Source organism: Streptomyces sp. NPDC006487 (assembly GCF_042870555.1).
In the GTDB taxonomy this organism is placed as follows: domain Bacteria; phylum Actinomycetota; class Actinomycetes; order Streptomycetales; family Streptomycetaceae; genus Streptomyces.
In genome coordinates this window covers 1-16,969 of the sequence record NZ_JBIAHN010000006.1, presented here as the reverse complement: position 1 = coordinate 16,969, position 16,969 = coordinate 1, and the positions used below count along the sequence as shown (strand labels likewise).

Annotated in this window: 13 protein-coding genes and 1 pseudogene; 7 read left to right on the top strand and 7 right to left on the bottom strand. The window is 75.0% G+C overall.

Annotation, left to right across the window (positions count from 1 at the left end; genetic code table 11):
• Positions 1-46 precede the first annotated feature (46 nt).
• Positions 47-382: pseudogene (locus ACFYM0_RS11345) on the bottom strand (MerR family transcriptional regulator); the annotation flags it as partial.
• Between the two features lie 39 nt (positions 383-421).
• On the bottom strand, positions 422-1,459 hold the full coding sequence (locus ACFYM0_RS11340) for an MDR family NADP-dependent oxidoreductase (RefSeq protein ID WP_388499399.1): 1,038 nt from the start codon (positions 1,457-1,459) through the stop codon (positions 422-424).
• Positions 1,460-1,673: 214 nt separating this feature from the next.
• Here ACFYM0_RS11340 and ACFYM0_RS11335 point away from each other — a divergent pair, with 214 nt between their 5' ends.
• On the top strand, positions 1,674-2,642 hold the full coding sequence (locus ACFYM0_RS11335) for an AEC family transporter (RefSeq protein ID WP_388499397.1): 969 nt from the start codon (positions 1,674-1,676) through the stop codon (positions 2,640-2,642).
• 47 nt (positions 2,643-2,689) lie between these two features.
• Positions 2,690-3,082 (top strand): hypothetical protein, encoded by a 393-nt coding sequence (locus ACFYM0_RS11330; protein ID WP_388499394.1) that lies wholly within the window; start codon positions 2,690-2,692, stop codon positions 3,080-3,082.
• On the opposite strand, the gene ACFYM0_RS11325 is transcribed toward ACFYM0_RS11330, so the two are convergent.
• From ACFYM0_RS11325 to ACFYM0_RS11310, 4 genes are all read right to left on the bottom strand, one after another.
• A complete protein-coding gene (locus tag ACFYM0_RS11325) occupies positions 3,036-3,974 on the bottom strand; it encodes a trypsin-like peptidase domain-containing protein (RefSeq protein ID WP_388499392.1) in 939 nt (312 codons plus the stop codon). The two genes, ACFYM0_RS11330 and ACFYM0_RS11325, sit on opposite strands and share 47 nt — an antisense overlap.
• Before the next feature lie 34 nt (positions 3,975-4,008).
• Positions 4,009-5,577 carry an FAD-binding oxidoreductase gene (locus ACFYM0_RS11320; protein WP_388499390.1) on the bottom strand — a complete coding sequence of 523 codons (1,569 nt, stop codon included), beginning with the start codon at positions 5,575-5,577 and terminating at the stop codon, positions 4,009-4,011.
• Positions 5,578-5,731: 154 nt separating this feature from the next.
• Entirely contained in the window at positions 5,732-6,388 is a 657-nt protein-coding gene (locus ACFYM0_RS11315) for a class I SAM-dependent methyltransferase (protein ID WP_388499387.1), read from the bottom strand.
• A 32-nt stretch (positions 6,389-6,420) separates the two neighbouring features.
• Positions 6,421-8,040 (bottom strand): IucA/IucC family protein, encoded by a 1,620-nt coding sequence (locus ACFYM0_RS11310; protein ID WP_388499384.1) that lies wholly within the window; start codon positions 8,038-8,040, stop codon positions 6,421-6,423.
• 118 nt (positions 8,041-8,158) lie between these two features.
• Between ACFYM0_RS11310 and ACFYM0_RS11305 the strand changes: the two genes are divergently transcribed.
• The 3 genes from ACFYM0_RS11305 to ACFYM0_RS11295 all read left to right on the top strand — a co-directional run bounded on the left by ACFYM0_RS11305 (position 8,159) and on the right by ACFYM0_RS11295 (position 12,505).
• Positions 8,159-9,760 carry an IucA/IucC family protein gene (locus tag ACFYM0_RS11305; RefSeq protein WP_388499381.1) on the top strand — a complete coding sequence of 534 codons (1,602 nt, stop codon included), beginning with the start codon at positions 8,159-8,161 and terminating at the stop codon, positions 9,758-9,760.
• A 125-nt stretch (positions 9,761-9,885) separates the two neighbouring features.
• Complete coding sequence (locus tag ACFYM0_RS11300) at positions 9,886-10,722, top strand: GntR family transcriptional regulator (RefSeq protein ID WP_388499378.1); 837 nt, start codon at positions 9,886-9,888, stop codon at positions 10,720-10,722.
• 205 nt (positions 10,723-10,927) lie between these two features.
• Positions 10,928-12,505: a M12 family metallo-peptidase gene (locus ACFYM0_RS11295; protein WP_388499376.1), complete on the top strand. Its 1,578-nt coding sequence runs from the start codon at positions 10,928-10,930 to the stop codon at positions 12,503-12,505.
• A 75-nt stretch (positions 12,506-12,580) separates the two neighbouring features.
• Here ACFYM0_RS11295 and ACFYM0_RS11290 read toward each other — a convergent pair whose 3' ends face one another.
• Positions 12,581-13,426 carry a GntR family transcriptional regulator gene (locus ACFYM0_RS11290; protein ID WP_388499373.1) on the bottom strand — a complete coding sequence of 282 codons (846 nt, stop codon included), beginning with the start codon at positions 13,424-13,426 and terminating at the stop codon, positions 12,581-12,583.
• Positions 13,427-13,741: 315 nt separating this feature from the next.
• Here ACFYM0_RS11290 and ACFYM0_RS11285 point away from each other — a divergent pair, with 315 nt between their 5' ends.
• The gene (locus ACFYM0_RS11285) at positions 13,742-15,325 is read left to right on the top strand and encodes a beta-N-acetylhexosaminidase (protein ID WP_388500202.1); all 1,584 of its coding nucleotides are present in this window, start codon (positions 13,742-13,744) and stop codon (positions 15,323-15,325) included.
• Positions 15,322-16,800, top strand: a complete 1,479-nt coding sequence (locus ACFYM0_RS11280; RefSeq protein WP_388499371.1) for a cellulose binding domain-containing protein — start codon at positions 15,322-15,324, stop codon at positions 16,798-16,800. Before ACFYM0_RS11285 ends, ACFYM0_RS11280 begins: the two co-directional genes overlap by 4 nt.
• Positions 16,801-16,969: the final 169 nt, after the last annotated feature.

Here is a 16,969-nt window from a genome sequence, read left to right as displayed (position 1 = left end):
TTGGCTCCGGCCCCGCCGTAGGGGCGGCCGGGGCGTCGAGACCCGCCCGCCGGGCGAGGGCCTCGCGCAGGCGCGTGAGCCGCTCGATCTCCGCGTCGAGCACGGAGAGCCGGTGCCCGACGACCCCGCCGCCGGATCCGCAGCGCGGCGGCGGATCCGCCGCGAGCAGGTGGAGCCGGTCGGCCACACCGCGCAGGTCCTCGACGGTGAACCCGTGGGCCAGCAGATCGCGGATGATCCGGATCCTGGCCACGTCCCCGGGCCCGTACTCCCGCTGCCCGGAGGGGCTGCGGCCCTGCGGGGCGAGGAGTCCGCGCTGCTCGTAGAACCGCAGCGCCCTGGGCGTGGTCCCCGCTGCCGCCGCCGCGTCACCGATCCGCATTCCGCGCCACCCCGTCTCCCGGGCCGCCCCCGGCCCGGATCATTGCGGCAACTCCACCACCACGGCGCCGAAGTGCCGTCCTTGCGCCAACTCACGCAACGCCTGCGGGGCGCGATCGATGCCCGGGATCCGCACATGGGGGAAGCGGATCTCGCCTGACCGCAGCCAGGCCCCGAAGCGCCCGGTCCACTCCTCCTCCACGCCGGGATGCTCCGTACCGAGGTACCCGCGCACCGAGACGCCCTTGACGACCAGGCGGAACGAGTCGACCTCCACCGGGGCGCCGCCCCCGCCACCCGCCGGCGCCAACTGGCCCGAGAGCGCGCCGACCAGCGCGAAGCGGGCACCCTGCCGGGCCGCGCCGAGGGCGGCGGACAACTGCTCGCCGCCGACCGTGTCCACGAGTACGTCGATCCCCCCGGGCGCCGCCCCGGCCAGCTGCTCGGCGAAGGGCCGCGCGGCGCCCCGCAGCAGGACCGCGTCGTAGCCCAGTTCCCGCACCAGACGCCCGGCCTTCTCCGGCGAGCCGGTGGTGCCGATCACCCGGCCCGCGCCCAGCAGCCGCGCCGTCTGGCCGGCGAGGGTCCCGACCGCGCCGGCCGCGCCGGTGACCAGAACCGTGTCCCCGGGCCGGACTCCGGCGAGCCGGGTCAGCGCGCCGTACGGGGCCGAGCCCTGGGCGAGGTACGCCACCGGGTCGGGCAGGGCGTCGTCCAGTGGGGTGCAGCCGGCCGCGTCCACCAGGGCGTACTCCCGCCAGCCGAGCAGGTGCGAGACGAGCGTGCCCGGCCGCAGCGGGCTGCCGGCCGGGGCGGCCACCACCTCGCCGACGGCCGGCCCGAACACCGTGTCACCGGCGCGGAGCGGGGGCAGCGGCAGTCCCTCGACCGCGCCCCCGATCAGGGTGAGCAGCCCGGGGAACACCAGGAAGTGGCGGTTGCGGACGAGCACCTGTCCGGGCCCGGGCTCCGGCAGCGGTGCCTCCACGACGGTGAAGTGCGCCCGCTCGGGCAGTCCTTCGGGGCGGGCGGCGAGCCGGATCTCGCGTGCGGTACGGGGCAGGGCGGCCGTGACCATCGGGGCTCCTCGAAGCGGCGCGGCCGGCGACGGCGCGGACGGCCGCCGCCGGGCACGGGCGGGTGGGTGCGCCGAAGCTAAACCCTGACCCGCACGTCAGGGGCAAGCCCCTGCCGGCCGCCGCAGCCGCTCGGCATAGACTGCGGCCGTCGTGGACGATCACTGAAGGGTGATCGCCGAACGGCGATCACCGAACGGCGGGGAGCGGGTACGCATGGGCGGGGCGGCCGCGCTCGAGAAACTGATACCGGTGGCGCTCGCCTTCGGCGCGGGCGTGCTCCTCGCCCGCCGCAAGGTGGTCCCCGCGGAGGCCTCCAAGGCCTTCGCCGACTACGCCTTCCTCTTCGCGGTCCCGTGCTACCTGTTCGGCAACATCTACGCCGCGGACCTTTCCGCCCTCTTCGACTGGCGGGCCATCGGCGGCTACGCGGCGGCCGCCGCCCTCGCGGTCGCGGCCGTCGCCGCCGCCTCGGCGGCAGCCGGACTGCGCGACCCCCGGGCGGTGGCGCTGCGCGTGATGGCCGGGGTCCAGGTCAACACCGCCTATTTCGCCGTCCCCGTGTTCATCACCTTCTTCGGCACGGCGGCGCCGATCTTCCCGGTGCTGCTCTTCCAGGTCTGCGTGCTGTCCCTCGTCGTCATCGCCATCATGGAACTGGGCCGCACCGGCCCCGGCTCGGGCGGCGGCCCCGGCTCGGGCGGCGGCCCCGCCCGGCGGCTGGGCCGCGCCGTCAGCGCCTCCCTCGTCACGCCGCTGGTCCTCGCCTGCAACGCGGGGATCCTGCTCAACCTGCTTTCCGTGCCCGTCCCGGAGGTGGTCCTCGACGGTGCCGGCTTCGTCGGCGACAGCGCGTCCCCGGTGGCCCTGTTCGCCCTCGGACTGCACCTCGGCGGCATCGGCCTCGACGTCCGGGGGACGACCCGCGAGGAGCTGGCGCTCATCGGCTTCAAGTGCGTGGCCTTCCCGCTCCTGGCCTGGGCGGTGTGCGGGGCGCTGTTCGGGGTCCGGGGCGAGTGGCTCACGTACCTCGTGCTGATCGCCGCGATGCCGACGCCCCAGAACCTGTTCATCTTCGCCCAGCGCTACGACGTGGGCGTGGACCTCTCCGCCGCCGTCGTGATCAAGAGTTCCCTGGTCGCCCTCCTGCTGTTGCCGCTCTGGCTGCAGGCGCTCTCCCCGTGACCTGGGCGGTCTTCGTTCCCCGGGCGGGCTCCGCTCGTTGAGCGGGTATGGAGCTCCCGACGATCGCGGCGCCCGGCGTCGGTGAACAGGCCGACGCCGTGGCAGATGCCGCCTGCCACCTCTACGACACCCTCGCGCCCTGGGGGCGGACCGCCCCCGGCGGGTGGAGCCGGGGCGCCGCCGAGGACGCCGCCGAGGCCATCGAGACGGCCGCGCACGCCCTCGCGCACGCCCACCCGCGGGCCGAGGTCATCCTCGGCCCCGTGCACACCGCCCTCGCGGACCTGCGCCGCCAGCTCGGCCTCGCGCCCGCCGAACCGCTGAGCGCGGAGGGACTGCCGGCGACCCCCCGTACGGTGGGCAACCCGCGCCGCACCCGCTGGGTGCGGGTGCTCACGCCACCCGCGCCCCGGCGAGAGCCTTCTCGTACAACTTCCTGATGTCGGCGCCGAAGTAGGAGCTGTAGGAGGTGTCGGGGGTGTCCCCGCCCGTCTTCCAGCCGCCGATCACCCCGACCACGTCGCCGGTTTCGGTCCGCTCGTCGAAGCCTGTCAGGAACGGGCCGCCGCTGGTGCCGCCCGGGTAGCCGGTGCAGTCGATCCGCAGGAACGATCCGGGGATCCCCGGATCGGTGCTCGTGAACTTCGTCGTCCGGTTCACGCACAGCCGGGGCCGGGCGGCGGAGGCCGGATAGCCGATCAGCGAGACCTTGGGGTGCGCGTAGGTGGCGCCGGTGACCAGGCGGTTGCCGCCCACCACGTCCTCCACGGGGAAGCCGTCGGCGTCCGGGCCGACCTGGGCGAAGGCCACGTCGAGGGCGGCGCCCTTGTCCGCGCCGAGCTGCCGGTAGCGCGGGTCGATCCAGACCTTGGAGCGGCCGGCCGCGTCGCGCAGGACCGGGAACATCCCGTACGGCTGGGGGTTCTGAGCCGTGTACTGCGGTACGAAGGCCACCTGCCGGGCGTCCGTCCCGAGGAGGCAGTGCGCCGCGCTGAGCACCAGGTCGCGGCCGGGGGAGGCGACCACGCTCGCGGTGCAGAAGTACGCCCCGCCGCCCTTCATGACGAACATCCGGCCGACGACCGGGATGCCGTCGAAGTCCCGGCCGGTCCCGTCCACCGCCGCCGGGGCGCCGCCCCGGCTGATGGGGACCGCGGACGCCATCCGGTCGGGGGTCCAGAACGACTCCGCCTCCCGGGCCGACCACCGGTCGGTGGCGGGGGCCTGCGCCGGGGCCTGCGCCGGGGCGGTGCCGGCCTCGGCCTCGGGCAGGGGCCCGCCGGGCAGCAGCAGGGCGGCCGTGGCCGCCGCCACCGTCAACGTGCGTCGCATGTCCGTCTCCTTCTTCGGGGATGGGCAGGGAGGGTCAAACGGCTTGGGGGAAGCGCAGCAGCCGGTCCGGGTCGTAGCGGCTGCGGACCTCTTCGAGGCGGGCCAGGTTCGGCCCGTAGTAGGCCTCGCGCCAGCCGGTCAGCTTGGGGTCGGCGTAGTTCTGGTACGCGGCACCGCCCGCCCAGGGCCGCAGGTCCCGCCAGAGCCCGTCCAGCCAGTCCTGGTGCCGGCCGATGACCGCGGCCGGAGCCGATCCGGGCCAGTAGACGAGGTACTGGCCGAGGAACCCCGCCGAACGGTGCGCGAAGGCGGTGGCCCGCGCCGGGATCCGGTTGAGGGCTCCGCCGCAGACCCCGTCGAGCTGCACCACGCCGAACCCGCCGCGCGGCACGCTCCCGGCGTAGCGCCGCAGGGCGGCCAGTACCGCCGAGACGGCCGGTCCGGTCAGCCCGTCCGGGGCCCAGAAATCGGACCGGGCGGCGTAGGAGTCGCGGCCGAGCCGCCCCAGCGGATCGTGTCCCGGCAAGGTGCCCGGCAGGCGGCATTCGGCGGGGCTCCGGTCCAGGCAGCCGGCCATAGCCCGGACGGTGTCCCCGTAGCCGCGCACGACGGTCCACACGTCCCGGGGCGGACCGCCCACCAGGTCGGACAGCCGGGTCAGTTGCCGCTCCAGTTCCGTCGGCCCGCCGTCCAGGCAGAGCACCCGCAGGGCCGGGGCGCCCACCGGCCCGCCGTCCACGGTGAACTCCACCTGGCTCCAGAACGGATCGGGCAGCGCCCGGAGCCAGCGCTGCCACCCGCGCAGGACGGCGGGGGAGTCGGCGGCGGACCAGCGCAGTTCCGCGAAGGCGCAGTCGGAGACCGGGTGGGTGCGGAAGCGGAACCCGGTGACCACCCCGAAGTTGCCGCCCCCACCGCCGCGCAGGGCCCAGAACAGATCGGGCTCGCGGTCGGCGCCGACCTCGCGGACCGTCCCGTCGGGGGTCACCACGGTCACCCCGGTGAGCCGGTCGGAGGCGGCGCCCCAGGAGCGGGAGGAGAGGCCCAGCCCGCCGCCGAGGGTGAGACCGGCGATGCCGACGGAAGGGCACAGCCCCGTCGGGACGGCCACGCCCCGCGCGGCGAGGACGGAGTTCACCTCCCCGAGCCGGGCGCCCGCACCGATCCGGACCCCGGTCCCGGACTCCGCGGCCACCTCCGCCATGGCGCCCGTGTCGATGACGAGACCGGCCTCACGGGTGGACCAGCCCGCGTAGCCGTGGCCGCCGCCGCGCGGCACCACGGGGACGGCCGAGCGCCGGGCGAAGTCCAGACAGGCGGCCACGTCCCCCGGATGCGCGGGGTAGGCCACCGCGCCCGGCCGGACCGTGTCGTAGCGGGGCTGGAACAGCTGCCGGGCCTCGTCGTAGTCCCGGTCGCCCGCCGTCACCACCCGGCCGTCGAGGGCCCGGGCCAGCGCCCCGTAATCCGGGTCCGTGCGGCGGGCCGTCGCCAGGGTCGCCGTACGGGCCGTCGTGCGGGCCGCCGCAGGGGCCGTCGAGCCGATCGGGGCGAGGACGCCCGCGGCGGCTCCCGCGAGCACCTGGCGGCGGTGGAGGGTCATCCCTCCTTCCTGCCACCGCCCGGCCCGTTCGGGGCGAAGGCGGGCCCGCGGGGGCGGGCTTGCCCCCCGAACGGCCCATGCCGGGGCGGCCGCGGGTGCTTCGCGCCGGCCCGCCGGCCGCGCCCGGACGGGTGCGGCTCCGCTCCGCCCGCGGTCAGCCCGTCCGGCGGGCCAGCAGGAAGCCCTGCGGGGAGTTCTCCGCGGCGTCCGGTTCCCGGATCAGGCGGGCCGTCTCGGCCAGGCCCGCTCCGGCCAGCAGCTCGCTGATCCGCTCGGGCGGGGTCCAGTACACGTCGAGGTCGACCGGATGCCCGTACGCGTGGTCCAGCCGGAGCTGCCGGTCGCCCGCCTTGAACGCGATCAGCAGGTAACCGCCCGGGGCCAGGACCCGGGCGAACTCGGCGAACAGCGCGGGCAGCCCGGAGGGCGGGGTGTGGACCGTGGAGTACCAGGCCAGCACCCCGCCGAGGACCCCGTCCGCGATGTCCAGCGCGGCCATCGAGCCGACCTCGAACCGCAGCCCCGGGTACGTCCGGCGGGCCACCGCCACCATCGCGGGGGACAGATCGACCCCGAAGGCCCGTACCCCCAGGCCGTCCAGGTGCGCGGTCACCCGGCCCGGGCCGCAGCCCAGGTCCGCGACCGCCCGGCCCGCGCCGGGCCCCTCTCCGCGCACGCACTCGGCGAAGGCGGCCAGCATGGCCCGGTCCAGCGGTTTGCCCTCCAGCTCTCCGGTCAGCAGCGCGGCGTAGTCGGCGGCGACGGCGTCGTAGGACGACCGGACGGAGTTCAAGCGCGAAGTCGATGCCATGCCCCCGGACAGTAGCCCGCCGGAGCCCGAACTCAGCCCCCGGTCAGCGGATTGTCCAGCTCGGCCCACTGATCGCCCGGGACCCCCGGGCTCAGCCGCATCAGGGTCAGCGCCTTGGTCGGCAGCGGCCCGGTCAGCAGCGCCCGGGTGTCCGCGGTGCAGGGCAGGCCGGGCGCTGCCGCCGCCAGATCCGCCGCGAGAGCGGCGGCCGAACCGGCCGTGGAGCCGAGCGCCCCCGCCACCAGCGACCCGAAGAGCTTGCGGCGCAGCAGGGTCACGTCGTCGGTGATCAGCCGGCCCGACAGCGGCGGCGCCGAGAGGCCGTGGCGGGCGAGGCGGGCCGGGCTGATCCGGATGTCGGCGAGGTCGCGGTACACGAGCCGCAGCGGGGCGCCGTCGGCGGACAGCACGACCAGCAGGTTCTGGCCGTGCGCCTCGAGGGCCACCCCGAGGTCCAGGACCCGCAGGCACACCGACAGCGCGAGCCGGGCGAAACCGGCCCGCCAGGCGTCGGAGCGCGCGTACGGGGTCAGCGCCAGGGCGGCCACGGGCAGGACGCGCTCGCCCGCGCCCCGGTCCGCGTACGCCTCGGGCGGCTCGCGGAGCACGGCGGCCAGGTCCGGGGTGCCGGCGGTGACGGCGCCCAGGGTGCGGGTGACGTGCAGCCGGCCGTCGAGCCGCTCGGACAGGCTCTGAGCGAAGGCGGAGACCGCGGCGGCCGTCTCGATGGAGTACACGGAGATGTCCCGCACGGAGGAGGTGAGGCGGGTGCTGAGCGCGGTCTTGACGTGGGGTCCGCCGTCGGCGGGGGACAGGGTCCGCAGGGCCATCAACGGGTGCGCGGCGGGCCCGGGCCGCAGCTCGTGCCCGTACCCGTGCCCGGGACCGTTCTGCTTCGTTCCCCCCTGTTTCACCACGTGCTCGGCCTGCCAGGGGTGGACCGGTACGAGGATCCGCCCGGCCTCCCGCCACCGGTCCGGCCACGCACCGGTCACTTGGCACTCCGCCTCCCGTACGGCGGCCAGCCCGAGGGTGACCACCGGCCGGTGCTCGGGTCCGTACGCGAGCTGCTCGGCCACGGTGAAACCGGGGCGGGAGCGGCAGTTGGGGTGGTACGGATGGCCGTCCACCACCCGCTGCTCCCATTCCCAGGCGGTGAGGTCCCAGGCGGCGAGATCCCCGGCGTCCGGGCCGGGCGGCTGGCCGGCCCGGGACAGGGCGAGGGAGGCCGTGCTCTCGTCGAGCTCGGCGGCGAACTCCTCCCCGTACGGCAGCCCGAGCGCCGCCATCAGCGGGGCGGCCCGCCGGTGGGGGCGGCCGTCGAGCAGCAGCTCGGTCACCGGGGGCGCGGACGCGCGGGCCGCCGAGAAGGTCGTCGCGTACGGGTCGGGGAGGGGCCCCTCCAGCCGGGAACCCGAGGCGAGCCGCAGCGCGAGCGACCCGGAACCCCGCTCCCGGTGGGTGATCCACGGCAGCGGCTCGAAGGCGAACGCCCGCCACAGCCGGGTCAGTACGGCGCCCCGCGCGCCGGGGAGCGCGGCCTCGTAGGCGGACCCGAGGCTGCCGGGGGGCGTGCCGGCGGGGCCGGTTTCGGACAGCCCGGCCAGTTCGGCGGCGACGGCCTCTTCGGCCGCGGTGGCGGGGAGGTGCATGCTGGGATCCAGGGCCCCGGTCCTCTCGGATGACGTGATGATCACTTCATCATCGCGGATACTGAAGATCACGGCCGGTGGTACGCCCCGCGCACCTCCGGCGCTCTGGACGTACCGAATGGAATCCGTGGACCTCAACGCCACCGACAGCGCCGCCGCCGACACCTACGCGGCCACCCCGCTCCTGAACTGTCTCCTGCGGGAGGCCGCCGAACCGGTCCCGCTCGCCGGGTCAGGGGATTCCCAGGGGGACGGCTGGTGCGCGTACCGGCTGTCAGGCAGCGGGCGGTCACTGCGGGTGCGCGCGGGGCGCAGGCCCGAGCGGCCCGAGCTGGGGACCGGGGCCGGGTGGCATCCGCTCACCCATACCGAACTGGTCAAACTCGTCTCCGACGAACTGCGCCAGTACACCGGGGTGTCCAACGACGAGCTCCCGGTCGAGATCGCCGACAGCCGCGAGACCCTCGCCGCGCTGCTGGCCGCCCGCGCGACCACACCGCCGCCGGCGGACCCGTACGTCCGGTCCGAACAGTCCCTGGTCATGGGCCACCCCCACCACCCGGCGCCCAAGGCCCGGGGCGGCGGACCGGCCAACGGCTGGCTGCCGTACGCCCCCGAGGCCCACGCCCGTTTCCCGCTGGCCTTCCTGGGAGTGCGTGAGGACCAGACGGCCGAGGAAGGCGGGCCGGCCGCGGCCGACGCGGTCGATTCGCTCGCGGAGACGCTGGGCGGGCCGCGCGCGCCGGCCGGCTACCGGCTGCTGCCCGCCCACCCCTGGCAGCTCGACCTGGTCGCGGGCAGGCCCGCCGTCCGCGATGCCCTCGCGGACGGGAGGCTGCTGTCGCTGGGAACCGGGCGGGTGCCCGTCTGGCCGACCGCCTCGATCAGGACGCTGTACGTTCCCGGCGGCGGCGATGCGGGTGGCACAGGCGCCGCCGGTGACCTGTTCGTGAAGTTCAGCCTCGACGTGCGGATCACCAACGACGTGCGCCGGCTGTGGCGGCACGACCTGCTGAAACTGCGCCGCACGGACGCGGCGGTCGAGGCGGGCTTCGCGGAGCTGCGCCGGTCCGGGTCCGGTGCGGCCTGGCTGCCCGACCGGGGGTACCGGACGGCAGCCTTCGCCTTCGAGGAGCTCGCCGTACTGGTCCGCGACGGCCTGGCGGCGCACGCGGAGCCCGGGGTCACGCCCCTGCTGGCGGCCGCACTGGCGGAGGGGTATCCGGGCAGCCCGCTGGCGGGGACCGCCGACCCGGCCGGATGGTGGCGGGCGTACCTGCGCCAGGTGGTGCCGCCCGTGCTGCACCTCTTCGCCCGGCACGGAGTGGTCCTGGAAGCGCACCTCCAGAACACCCTGGTGGCCGTCGACGCCCAGGGCGTGCCCGCGCAGGCCCTCTTCCGGGACGCGGAGGGCGTGAAGCTCCTCCCGGACCTGGACCGGGAGGCCGCCTGGCAGCGCCTCGTCTACTGCCTGGTGGTCAACCACCTGACCGAGGTGGCGGGCGCGCTCGCGCAGAGCCACCCGGAGGCGGCCGGCGACCTGTGGCCCGCCGCGCGCGCCGAGTTCCGGCGCTTCGGCGCGGACCACGACCTCCCCGAGGTCGCCGCCCTGCTGGCCGCCCCGGTCCTCCCGGCCAAGACCAACCTGCTGCTGCGCTGGACCCGTGCGGACGGTGCCGACGCCCGCTACCTGCCGCTTCCCAACCCGCTGCGGCCCTGAGGGAGCGTGTGGTTCCGGCCAAACAGGGTCCGGATACCGGATCCCCCCTCACCCACAGGTATAGACCAATGCTACGTTGGTCGAGCAGACCGCGCAGTCCTTGACCTCCCGTCAGAGGAGAAGCCATGCCCTCCCCTTCGCGGGGCGGCGGCCCGGCCGCCATGCCCAAGTACCAGCGGATCGCCGCAGCGTTGCGGCGCGAGCTCGACCTCACCGCACTCACCCCCGGCGCCCGGCTGCCCTCCGAGCGCACCCTCGCCGCCCGCTACGAGGTCAACCGGCAGACCATCCGGGCCGCCCTCCAGCACCTGAGGGAGGACGGCCTCGTCGTCACCGGCCGGCGCGGCACCCGCCCGGCGTTCCCGACGGCGGAGCAGCGGCCCCCGGTGGCCTTCCCGGCCGGCCATCCGGCCCCGGGCGCGGGAGCGGCTCCCGCCTCCGAACCGGCCGCCTCGGCCGCCCCCGTACCGGTGGCCGCACCCGCGCATTCCGGGGGCTCTGCCCAGGCGTGGCTCACCCTCGTCACCCTGGCTCCGGCGCTCGCCGAGCAGCTCGGCATGCGCGGCGGGGAGCAGACCCTGGTCCACCACCACCGCGAGAGCGGCCCGGCGGGCGAGACCCGGCGGCACGCGGTGACGTACCTCTGTCCCCGCACCGTCGTCCGGACCCCCGAACTGGCCCGCTACCGGGACCGCCTGGTGGCGGGCGTCCGCGACGAGGACCTGGGCCCCCTGCACCACTGGCTGGAAGGGGCCGCGCAGGCCGGCCGGGTGGCGGAGACCATCACCATGACCCGGACCAACTCGCCGCAGGCCGCCACCGCGGCCGGCGGGCTCTCCGTACGCCGCACCCTGCACGACGCCTCCGGCCGGCTGCTCGCCGTCACCGATCTCGCCTTCCCCAGCTGGGACCGCCTGACCTTCGACCGCTCCCCGGCCGCCATCGGCTTCCGGGTGACGTAGCGGGCGCGGTCCACCGGGCCGGGTCGGGTCGGGCCAGGTCGGGTCGGGCAGGGCCAGGCGGAGCCAGGCGGGGTCGAGCCGGGTCGGGTCGAGCCGGACCGGCCGGGACCGTCAGGGTGAGGCCGGGCGGGGTGGCCGGGTGACGCGGTGGCGGGAGCGGGTGTCGGCGTGGACCGGGCCGGTGCGGACCTGCGTTCGTACGCGCATGATCATCTCTCGTCTCGGTCTGGTCACCGGCCTGCTCTCCGCCCTGTCCGCCACCGCCCTCGGCCTGCCGCCCGCCCTGGCCGCCGCGCCCGCGCACCCAACGGCCGGACCCCCGCCGCCCGGCCACGTCCTGCGCAGCCGCACCATCGACCTCGACCTGGCCGACTACCGCTGGCTCTGCACGGACCAGCCCTTCGGCACCCCGCGCAGGCACACCTTCAGGCCGTTCTCCGACACCTCCCTCGAGGTGGTGGAGTCCGGCGTGGAACGGGATCCGGCGGGGGGCGCCGTCAAATGGAGCGGCGAGGTCGTCAAGGTCGACGGACGCCCGGTCGAGCCCGGGGTGCACCGACGGGTGGTGCTGTCGACCACCGGAGTCTGCGACCCCGGAGCCGCACCGGACACCGTCGGCGTGGACGCCCTCTTCGACCTGGGCGCACGGGCGTACCGCATCGCACAGCCCCGCAACGAACCGGGCCGGCTGCTGATCACGGAGGAGGACCCCGACCTCCACGTCAAGCCCCCGCAGGACGACGCGGACCCGCAGTACGAGAACCCCGACCCCGCGGTCATCGCGGAGGCGCGCAGGCGGTTGATGACCCGCGCCGCCACCACGGAGCCCGTCGTCATCGACATGGTCGTCGGCTACACCCCGCGCGCCGAGTGGGGAATGGGCGGCGAGGAGGCGATGCTGGCGCGGATCGCCTTCGCCGAGACGAGCATCAACCACGCCTTCGCCGACAGCAACATCAAGGCGAGCGTGGACATCGTGGCCACCTACAAGGCCAACTACTACGCCCCGGCGGACCAGGAGACCGCACCGGTCGTCCACGGCCTGCTCTCCAACCCGAGGGAGCCCCGGCTGGGCGCCCCGGCCGCCGCGCTGCGCGAGCAGTACGGCGCCGACCTGGTCTCCCTGATGATCGAGGTCCCGAACGGGACGAGCAGCGGGCAGGGCAACCTCCCGCAGCCGCCGAGCGAGAAGACCGACGACCAGGCCTACTCGGTCGTCGACTACCGGACCGTGGCGCTCTGGTACAACTTCGGCCACGAGGTGGGCCACAACCTGGGGCTGTGGCACGACCGCGCCACCCTGGACGAACAGGCGGGCGGCGCGGACTACCGCCCCTACCTGACCACCCCCTACAGCACCGGCTACGTCACGCCCGACCGCAGGTTCCACACGCTGATGGCCTACTCCTCGGCCTGCGGCGGGCCCTGCACGGCCGTCAACCAGTACTCGAACACGGAGAACACCTGGGACGGCCAGCCGCTCGGCGACGCCTACAACAACAACGCGGCCGTCGCCCGGATCACCACCCCTCTCATCGCCGGCTACCGTGCCCCCGCGCAGCTCCGCCGGCGCCACGCCCTGACCCTGGGCGAGGGGCTGCGCCCCGACACCTGGGGACCGTATCGGCCGGGGACCTCGATCAAGGTGACCGCCACCCCGCCGCGGGGGTACCGGATCGCCGCGTGGGAGCTGGACGGGCAGCGCTACGCGATCACCGCGAGCCAGGTCAACGTCACGATGGACAAGGCCCACGACCTCAAGGCGGTCTTCGTCCGCGTCTGACGGAGCCGTCCGTGGCCGACCGGGTCGTCCGCGTCCGACCGGGTCGTCCGTGGCCGACCGAGCCGTCCGGGACCGTCACGTGCTCGTGTGGACGTCTCCCGTGGTGGTGGAGGTGATGACCGCCCGGCGTCCGAGGTCGCCCGGCGGGATCCCCGGGTGGTGGCCGCCCGGCCGGCCGGCCGCCGGGGACATCCCGAGGGCCAGGCGCGAGACGATCCGGTAGCGGTCGCCCCGGTACACGGAGTGCACGTACTCCACGGGCCGGCCGGTGGAGTCGGTGGTGAGCCGCTCGATGAGCAGGGCGGGGGAGAGCAGCGGGACGTCCAGCAGCCCCGCCTCCCCCTCGTTCACCACCGTCGGCTCGATGGACTGCTGCGCCTCGTGCACGTACACGCCGTGGTGGTCGCGCAGGTGCTCGTAGAGATCCCCGGCCTCCAGCTCCGCCGGGGTCAGGGCCGGTACCAGATCGGCCGGGATGTGCAGGTGCTCGATCGCCATCGGAGCCCCGTCCACCAGCCGGAGCCGGGCGATGTAGAGCAGGCTCGCGCCGGGGGAGATGCGCAGGCGGCGGCCGATCCGGGCGCCCGCCTGGACGGTGGAGTGTTCCAGGATCCGGCTGGACCAGTGCCCGGCCGCCTGCCGCATCGCGAAGGCCGCCTCGTCGGCGGCCAGTTCCTGGGTGATCTTGGCGGGGGCCACGAACATCCCCCGCCCGTGCTCGCGCACGAGCAGCCCCGTGGCCACGAGCTCGTCCACCGCCGCGCGCAGGGTGGGGCGGGAGACCTCCAGGGTGGCGCACAGGGTGCGTTCGGAGGGGATCGCGTCACCGGGCCGCCGGATGTCGATGAGCCCCAACAGGTGCTCGCGGACCCGTTCCCGCTTGAGTACGGATCCTGACGAGTCGGTTGCGTCCTTCGTCATGGCCCGCCCCCACCTCTCTCTGTGCACCTGTCCAACTGGTCATGTGCATCTAACCACTCGGGGAGGCCGGGGCGCGAGGAGTCCATCGAAACTATTCGGTCCGTACGGGGTTGACGCCGCCCTCGGGCCGTGTCACCTTCTAGCCACTCAACTAACCAATTGGTCAGTTGGTCAACTCCTGGCTCCGCCGGATGAGTTGGCGGAACAGCCAGGTGAGGAACTTCCGAGACCGTGACCGAAGCCGTGACCGAAGCCGTGACCGACGCCGTGACCGAGACCGTGACCGAAACCGGTCCCCGCACCGCGACCGATGCCGTGGCCGGCCCCGCCGCCGCTTCCCTCCGCCCCGACCTCGCGCTCGTCCCGCGCCCCGACTCGGTCACCGCCCTGCCCGGCCGCTTCGCCCTGGACCACCGCACCGGACTGCGCGCCGGACCCGGCGCCGAGGCGGCGGCCGGCCTGCTGCGCGAACTTCTCGCCCCCGCCACCGGGTTGCCGCTGGCACCGGACCCCGACGGGCGGATCGCCTTCCTCCTGACCCCCGGGGACACGGCTCCCGGGGAGGAGCCCCTCGGCCCCGAGGGGTACGTCCTCATCGTCCGCCCCGACTCCGTCCTGCTGCGCGCCGCCCACCCCGAGGGGCTGCTCCACGGGGTGCAGACCCTGCGCCAGCTGCTGCCGCCCGAGGCGCTGGCCGCCGGGGGCGCGCGGCAGCGTACCCCCGCCGCCGGCTGGTGGCTGCCCTGCGTGCGGATCACCGACCGCCCGCGGTTCGCCTGGCGCGGAGCCCTGCTGGACGTGGCCCGCCACTTCCAGCCCGTGGCCTACGTACGCCGCTTCGTGGACCTGCTCGCGCTGCACAAGCTCAACGTCCTGCACCTCCACCTCACCGACGACCAGGGCTGGCGGATGCCCGTCGCGGCCTACCCCCGGCTCACCGAGATCGGCGGCCGGCGCGCCCAGACCGCAGGTGACGGGATCCCGCACGAGGGTGCCTACACCCGCGCGGAGCTGGCCGGGCTCGTCGCCTACGCTGCCCGGCGCGGGGTGAGCGTCGTGCCCGAGATCGAGATGCCCGGCCACGCCCGCGCCGCCCTCGCCGCCTATCCCGAGCTCGGCAACCGGCCCGGCGTCCGGCTGGACACGTGGACCCGCTGGGGGGTCTGCGAGAACGTCTTCGGGGTCCACGACGCCGTGCTCGACTTCTGCCGGGGCGTGCTGGACGAGGTCGCGGACGTGTTCCCCGGGCCCTACGTCCACCTCGGCGGCGACGAATGCCCCCGCGTGGAGTGGGAAGGCTCCCCGGCCGCCCGCGCCCGGGTCGCCGCGGAAGGGCTCGCCGGCCCCGGCGCGCTCCACGGCTGGTTCCTCGGCGAGGTCGCGGAGCACCTGGCCGGGCTCGGCCGCCGCCCGCTCGGCTGGACCGGAACAGGCACCGAACTGCCCGCCTCCTTCACGGCCCTGGCCTGGCTCGACGCGGAGCACGGGCGTGCCGCCGCCCTGCGCGGCCACGACGTGATCATGACCCCCTACCGCTCCACCTACCTCGACTACCCGCAGTCCGCCGACCCCGGCGAACCCCGCGGCCAGGACGGCGGCGTGCTCGACCTGCGCGGCGTCTACGACAACGACCCCGCCCCCGCGCACTGGGAACCCGAGGCCGTGCGCCGCGTCCTCGGCACCCAGGCCCAGCTGTGGACCGAGTACGCGCGCACCCCGGCCGAGCTCGAATACCTGGCCTTCCCCCGGCTGAGCGCCCTCGCCGACACCGCCTGGTCGGCGCACCGCGACTGGCCGGACTTCCTGCGCCGCCAAGGCCACCACCAGACCCGGCTCGCCGCCCTCGGTGTGCGAGGCCGATCCCTCCCCTCCCCCCACCCCGAGAGGAACACCGCATGAGCACCCCGACCCGCGCCCCGAGCCACACGCCCCTGCGCAAGCGCCGTACGGCCCTGGCCCTGGCCATCGCCCTGACCGCCGGTCTCGGCTCGGCCGCCCTGACGGCCCTGCCCGCCAACGCCGCGGCCGATTCCGTCAAGGTCCAGTACCGCACCAGCGCGACCGGAGCCACCGCCGACCAGGCGGAGCCTTGGTTCAAGGTGGTCAACAACGGCACCGGCGCCGTCTCCCTGAACCAGGTCAGCTTCCGCTACTACTTCAAGGCGGACGGCCCCAGCACCCAGTACCGGTACGCCTGTTCCTGGGCGGTCAAGGGCTGCGCCAACATCACCGGCACCTTCGGCACCCTCGCCACCCCGACGGCCACCGCCGACCGTTACCTGGAGATCACCTTCACCGGCGGCGCCGGCAGCCTCGCCCCGGGCGCCGACACCGGCGACATGCAGCTGCGCTTCTACCGCGCCGACTGGCAGACGCTGCGCCAGTCCGACGACTACTCCTTCGACGGGTCCCGCACCGCGTACGGCGACTGGGACAGGGTGACCGCCAAGCTGGGCACCGGCACCGTCTGGGGCACCGCGCCCGGAGGCAACACCCCCGACCCGACGCCGACTCCGACGCCGACCGACCCCACCCCCACGCCCACCCCGACCGACCCGGGGCCGGCCGGAGCCACCCTCTTCGACGATTTCACGTACACCTCCTCCACGGACCCCGCGATAGGGGCCCACGGCTGGAGCGTGCGCTCCAACGCGGGCGGCCCCGGCGTCCCGGGCGCCACCTGGGCACCGGAGAACGTGACTTTCGCGGCCGAGGGCGGCAACACGATCATGAACCTCGAGACCTCGACGGCCGGTACCGGCGAGAGCACCAAGCACACCGAGATCCTCACCAAGACCATGAAGTTCAAGAACGGGACGTACGCGGCGCGGGTGAAGTTCTCCGACGCCCCGAAGTACGGCCCGGACGGGGACCACCTCGTGCAGACCTTCTTCCCCATCAACGACCTCAAGGCCCCGCTGGCCGACGACTACTCGGAGTACGACTTCGAGTACCTCCCCAACGGCGGCTGGGGCGAGCCCTCGAACATCCTCTACACCACGTCCTGGGAGACGTACCAGGCCGACCCGTGGGTGGCCGTCAACCAGCACACCGAGTCCCGGCAGAGCTACGCCGGCTGGCACGACCTGGTGCTCACCATCGACAACAACGCCATCACCTACTACATCGACGGCCAGGTCTTCGGCACGCACGACGCCAAGTACCTGCCCGAGCGCGGCATGTCGATCAACTTCAACCAGTGGCTGATCGACCTCAACGGGCAGCCGGGCTCGACGCCCCGCGCCTACGACCAGAAGGTGGACTACGTCCTCCACGTCAAGGACCAGGTCCTCACCCCGGCCCAGGTCGCGGCCAAGGTCGGCGGCTACCGGACCGCGGGAACGGCGTTCGTGGACAACGTCCCCAACAGCTGATCCCGCCACCGCGAACGGCGGCGGGGGGGGGGGGGGGGGCCCCCCCCCCCCCCCCCCCCCCCCCCCCGGGGGCCCCACACCCCCCCCCCCCCCCCACCCACCCACCCCCCCCCCCCCCCGGCCCGCTGGAGTCTCCTCCCCGGCGGCCCGGGCCGCTTTGTGTCGGTTG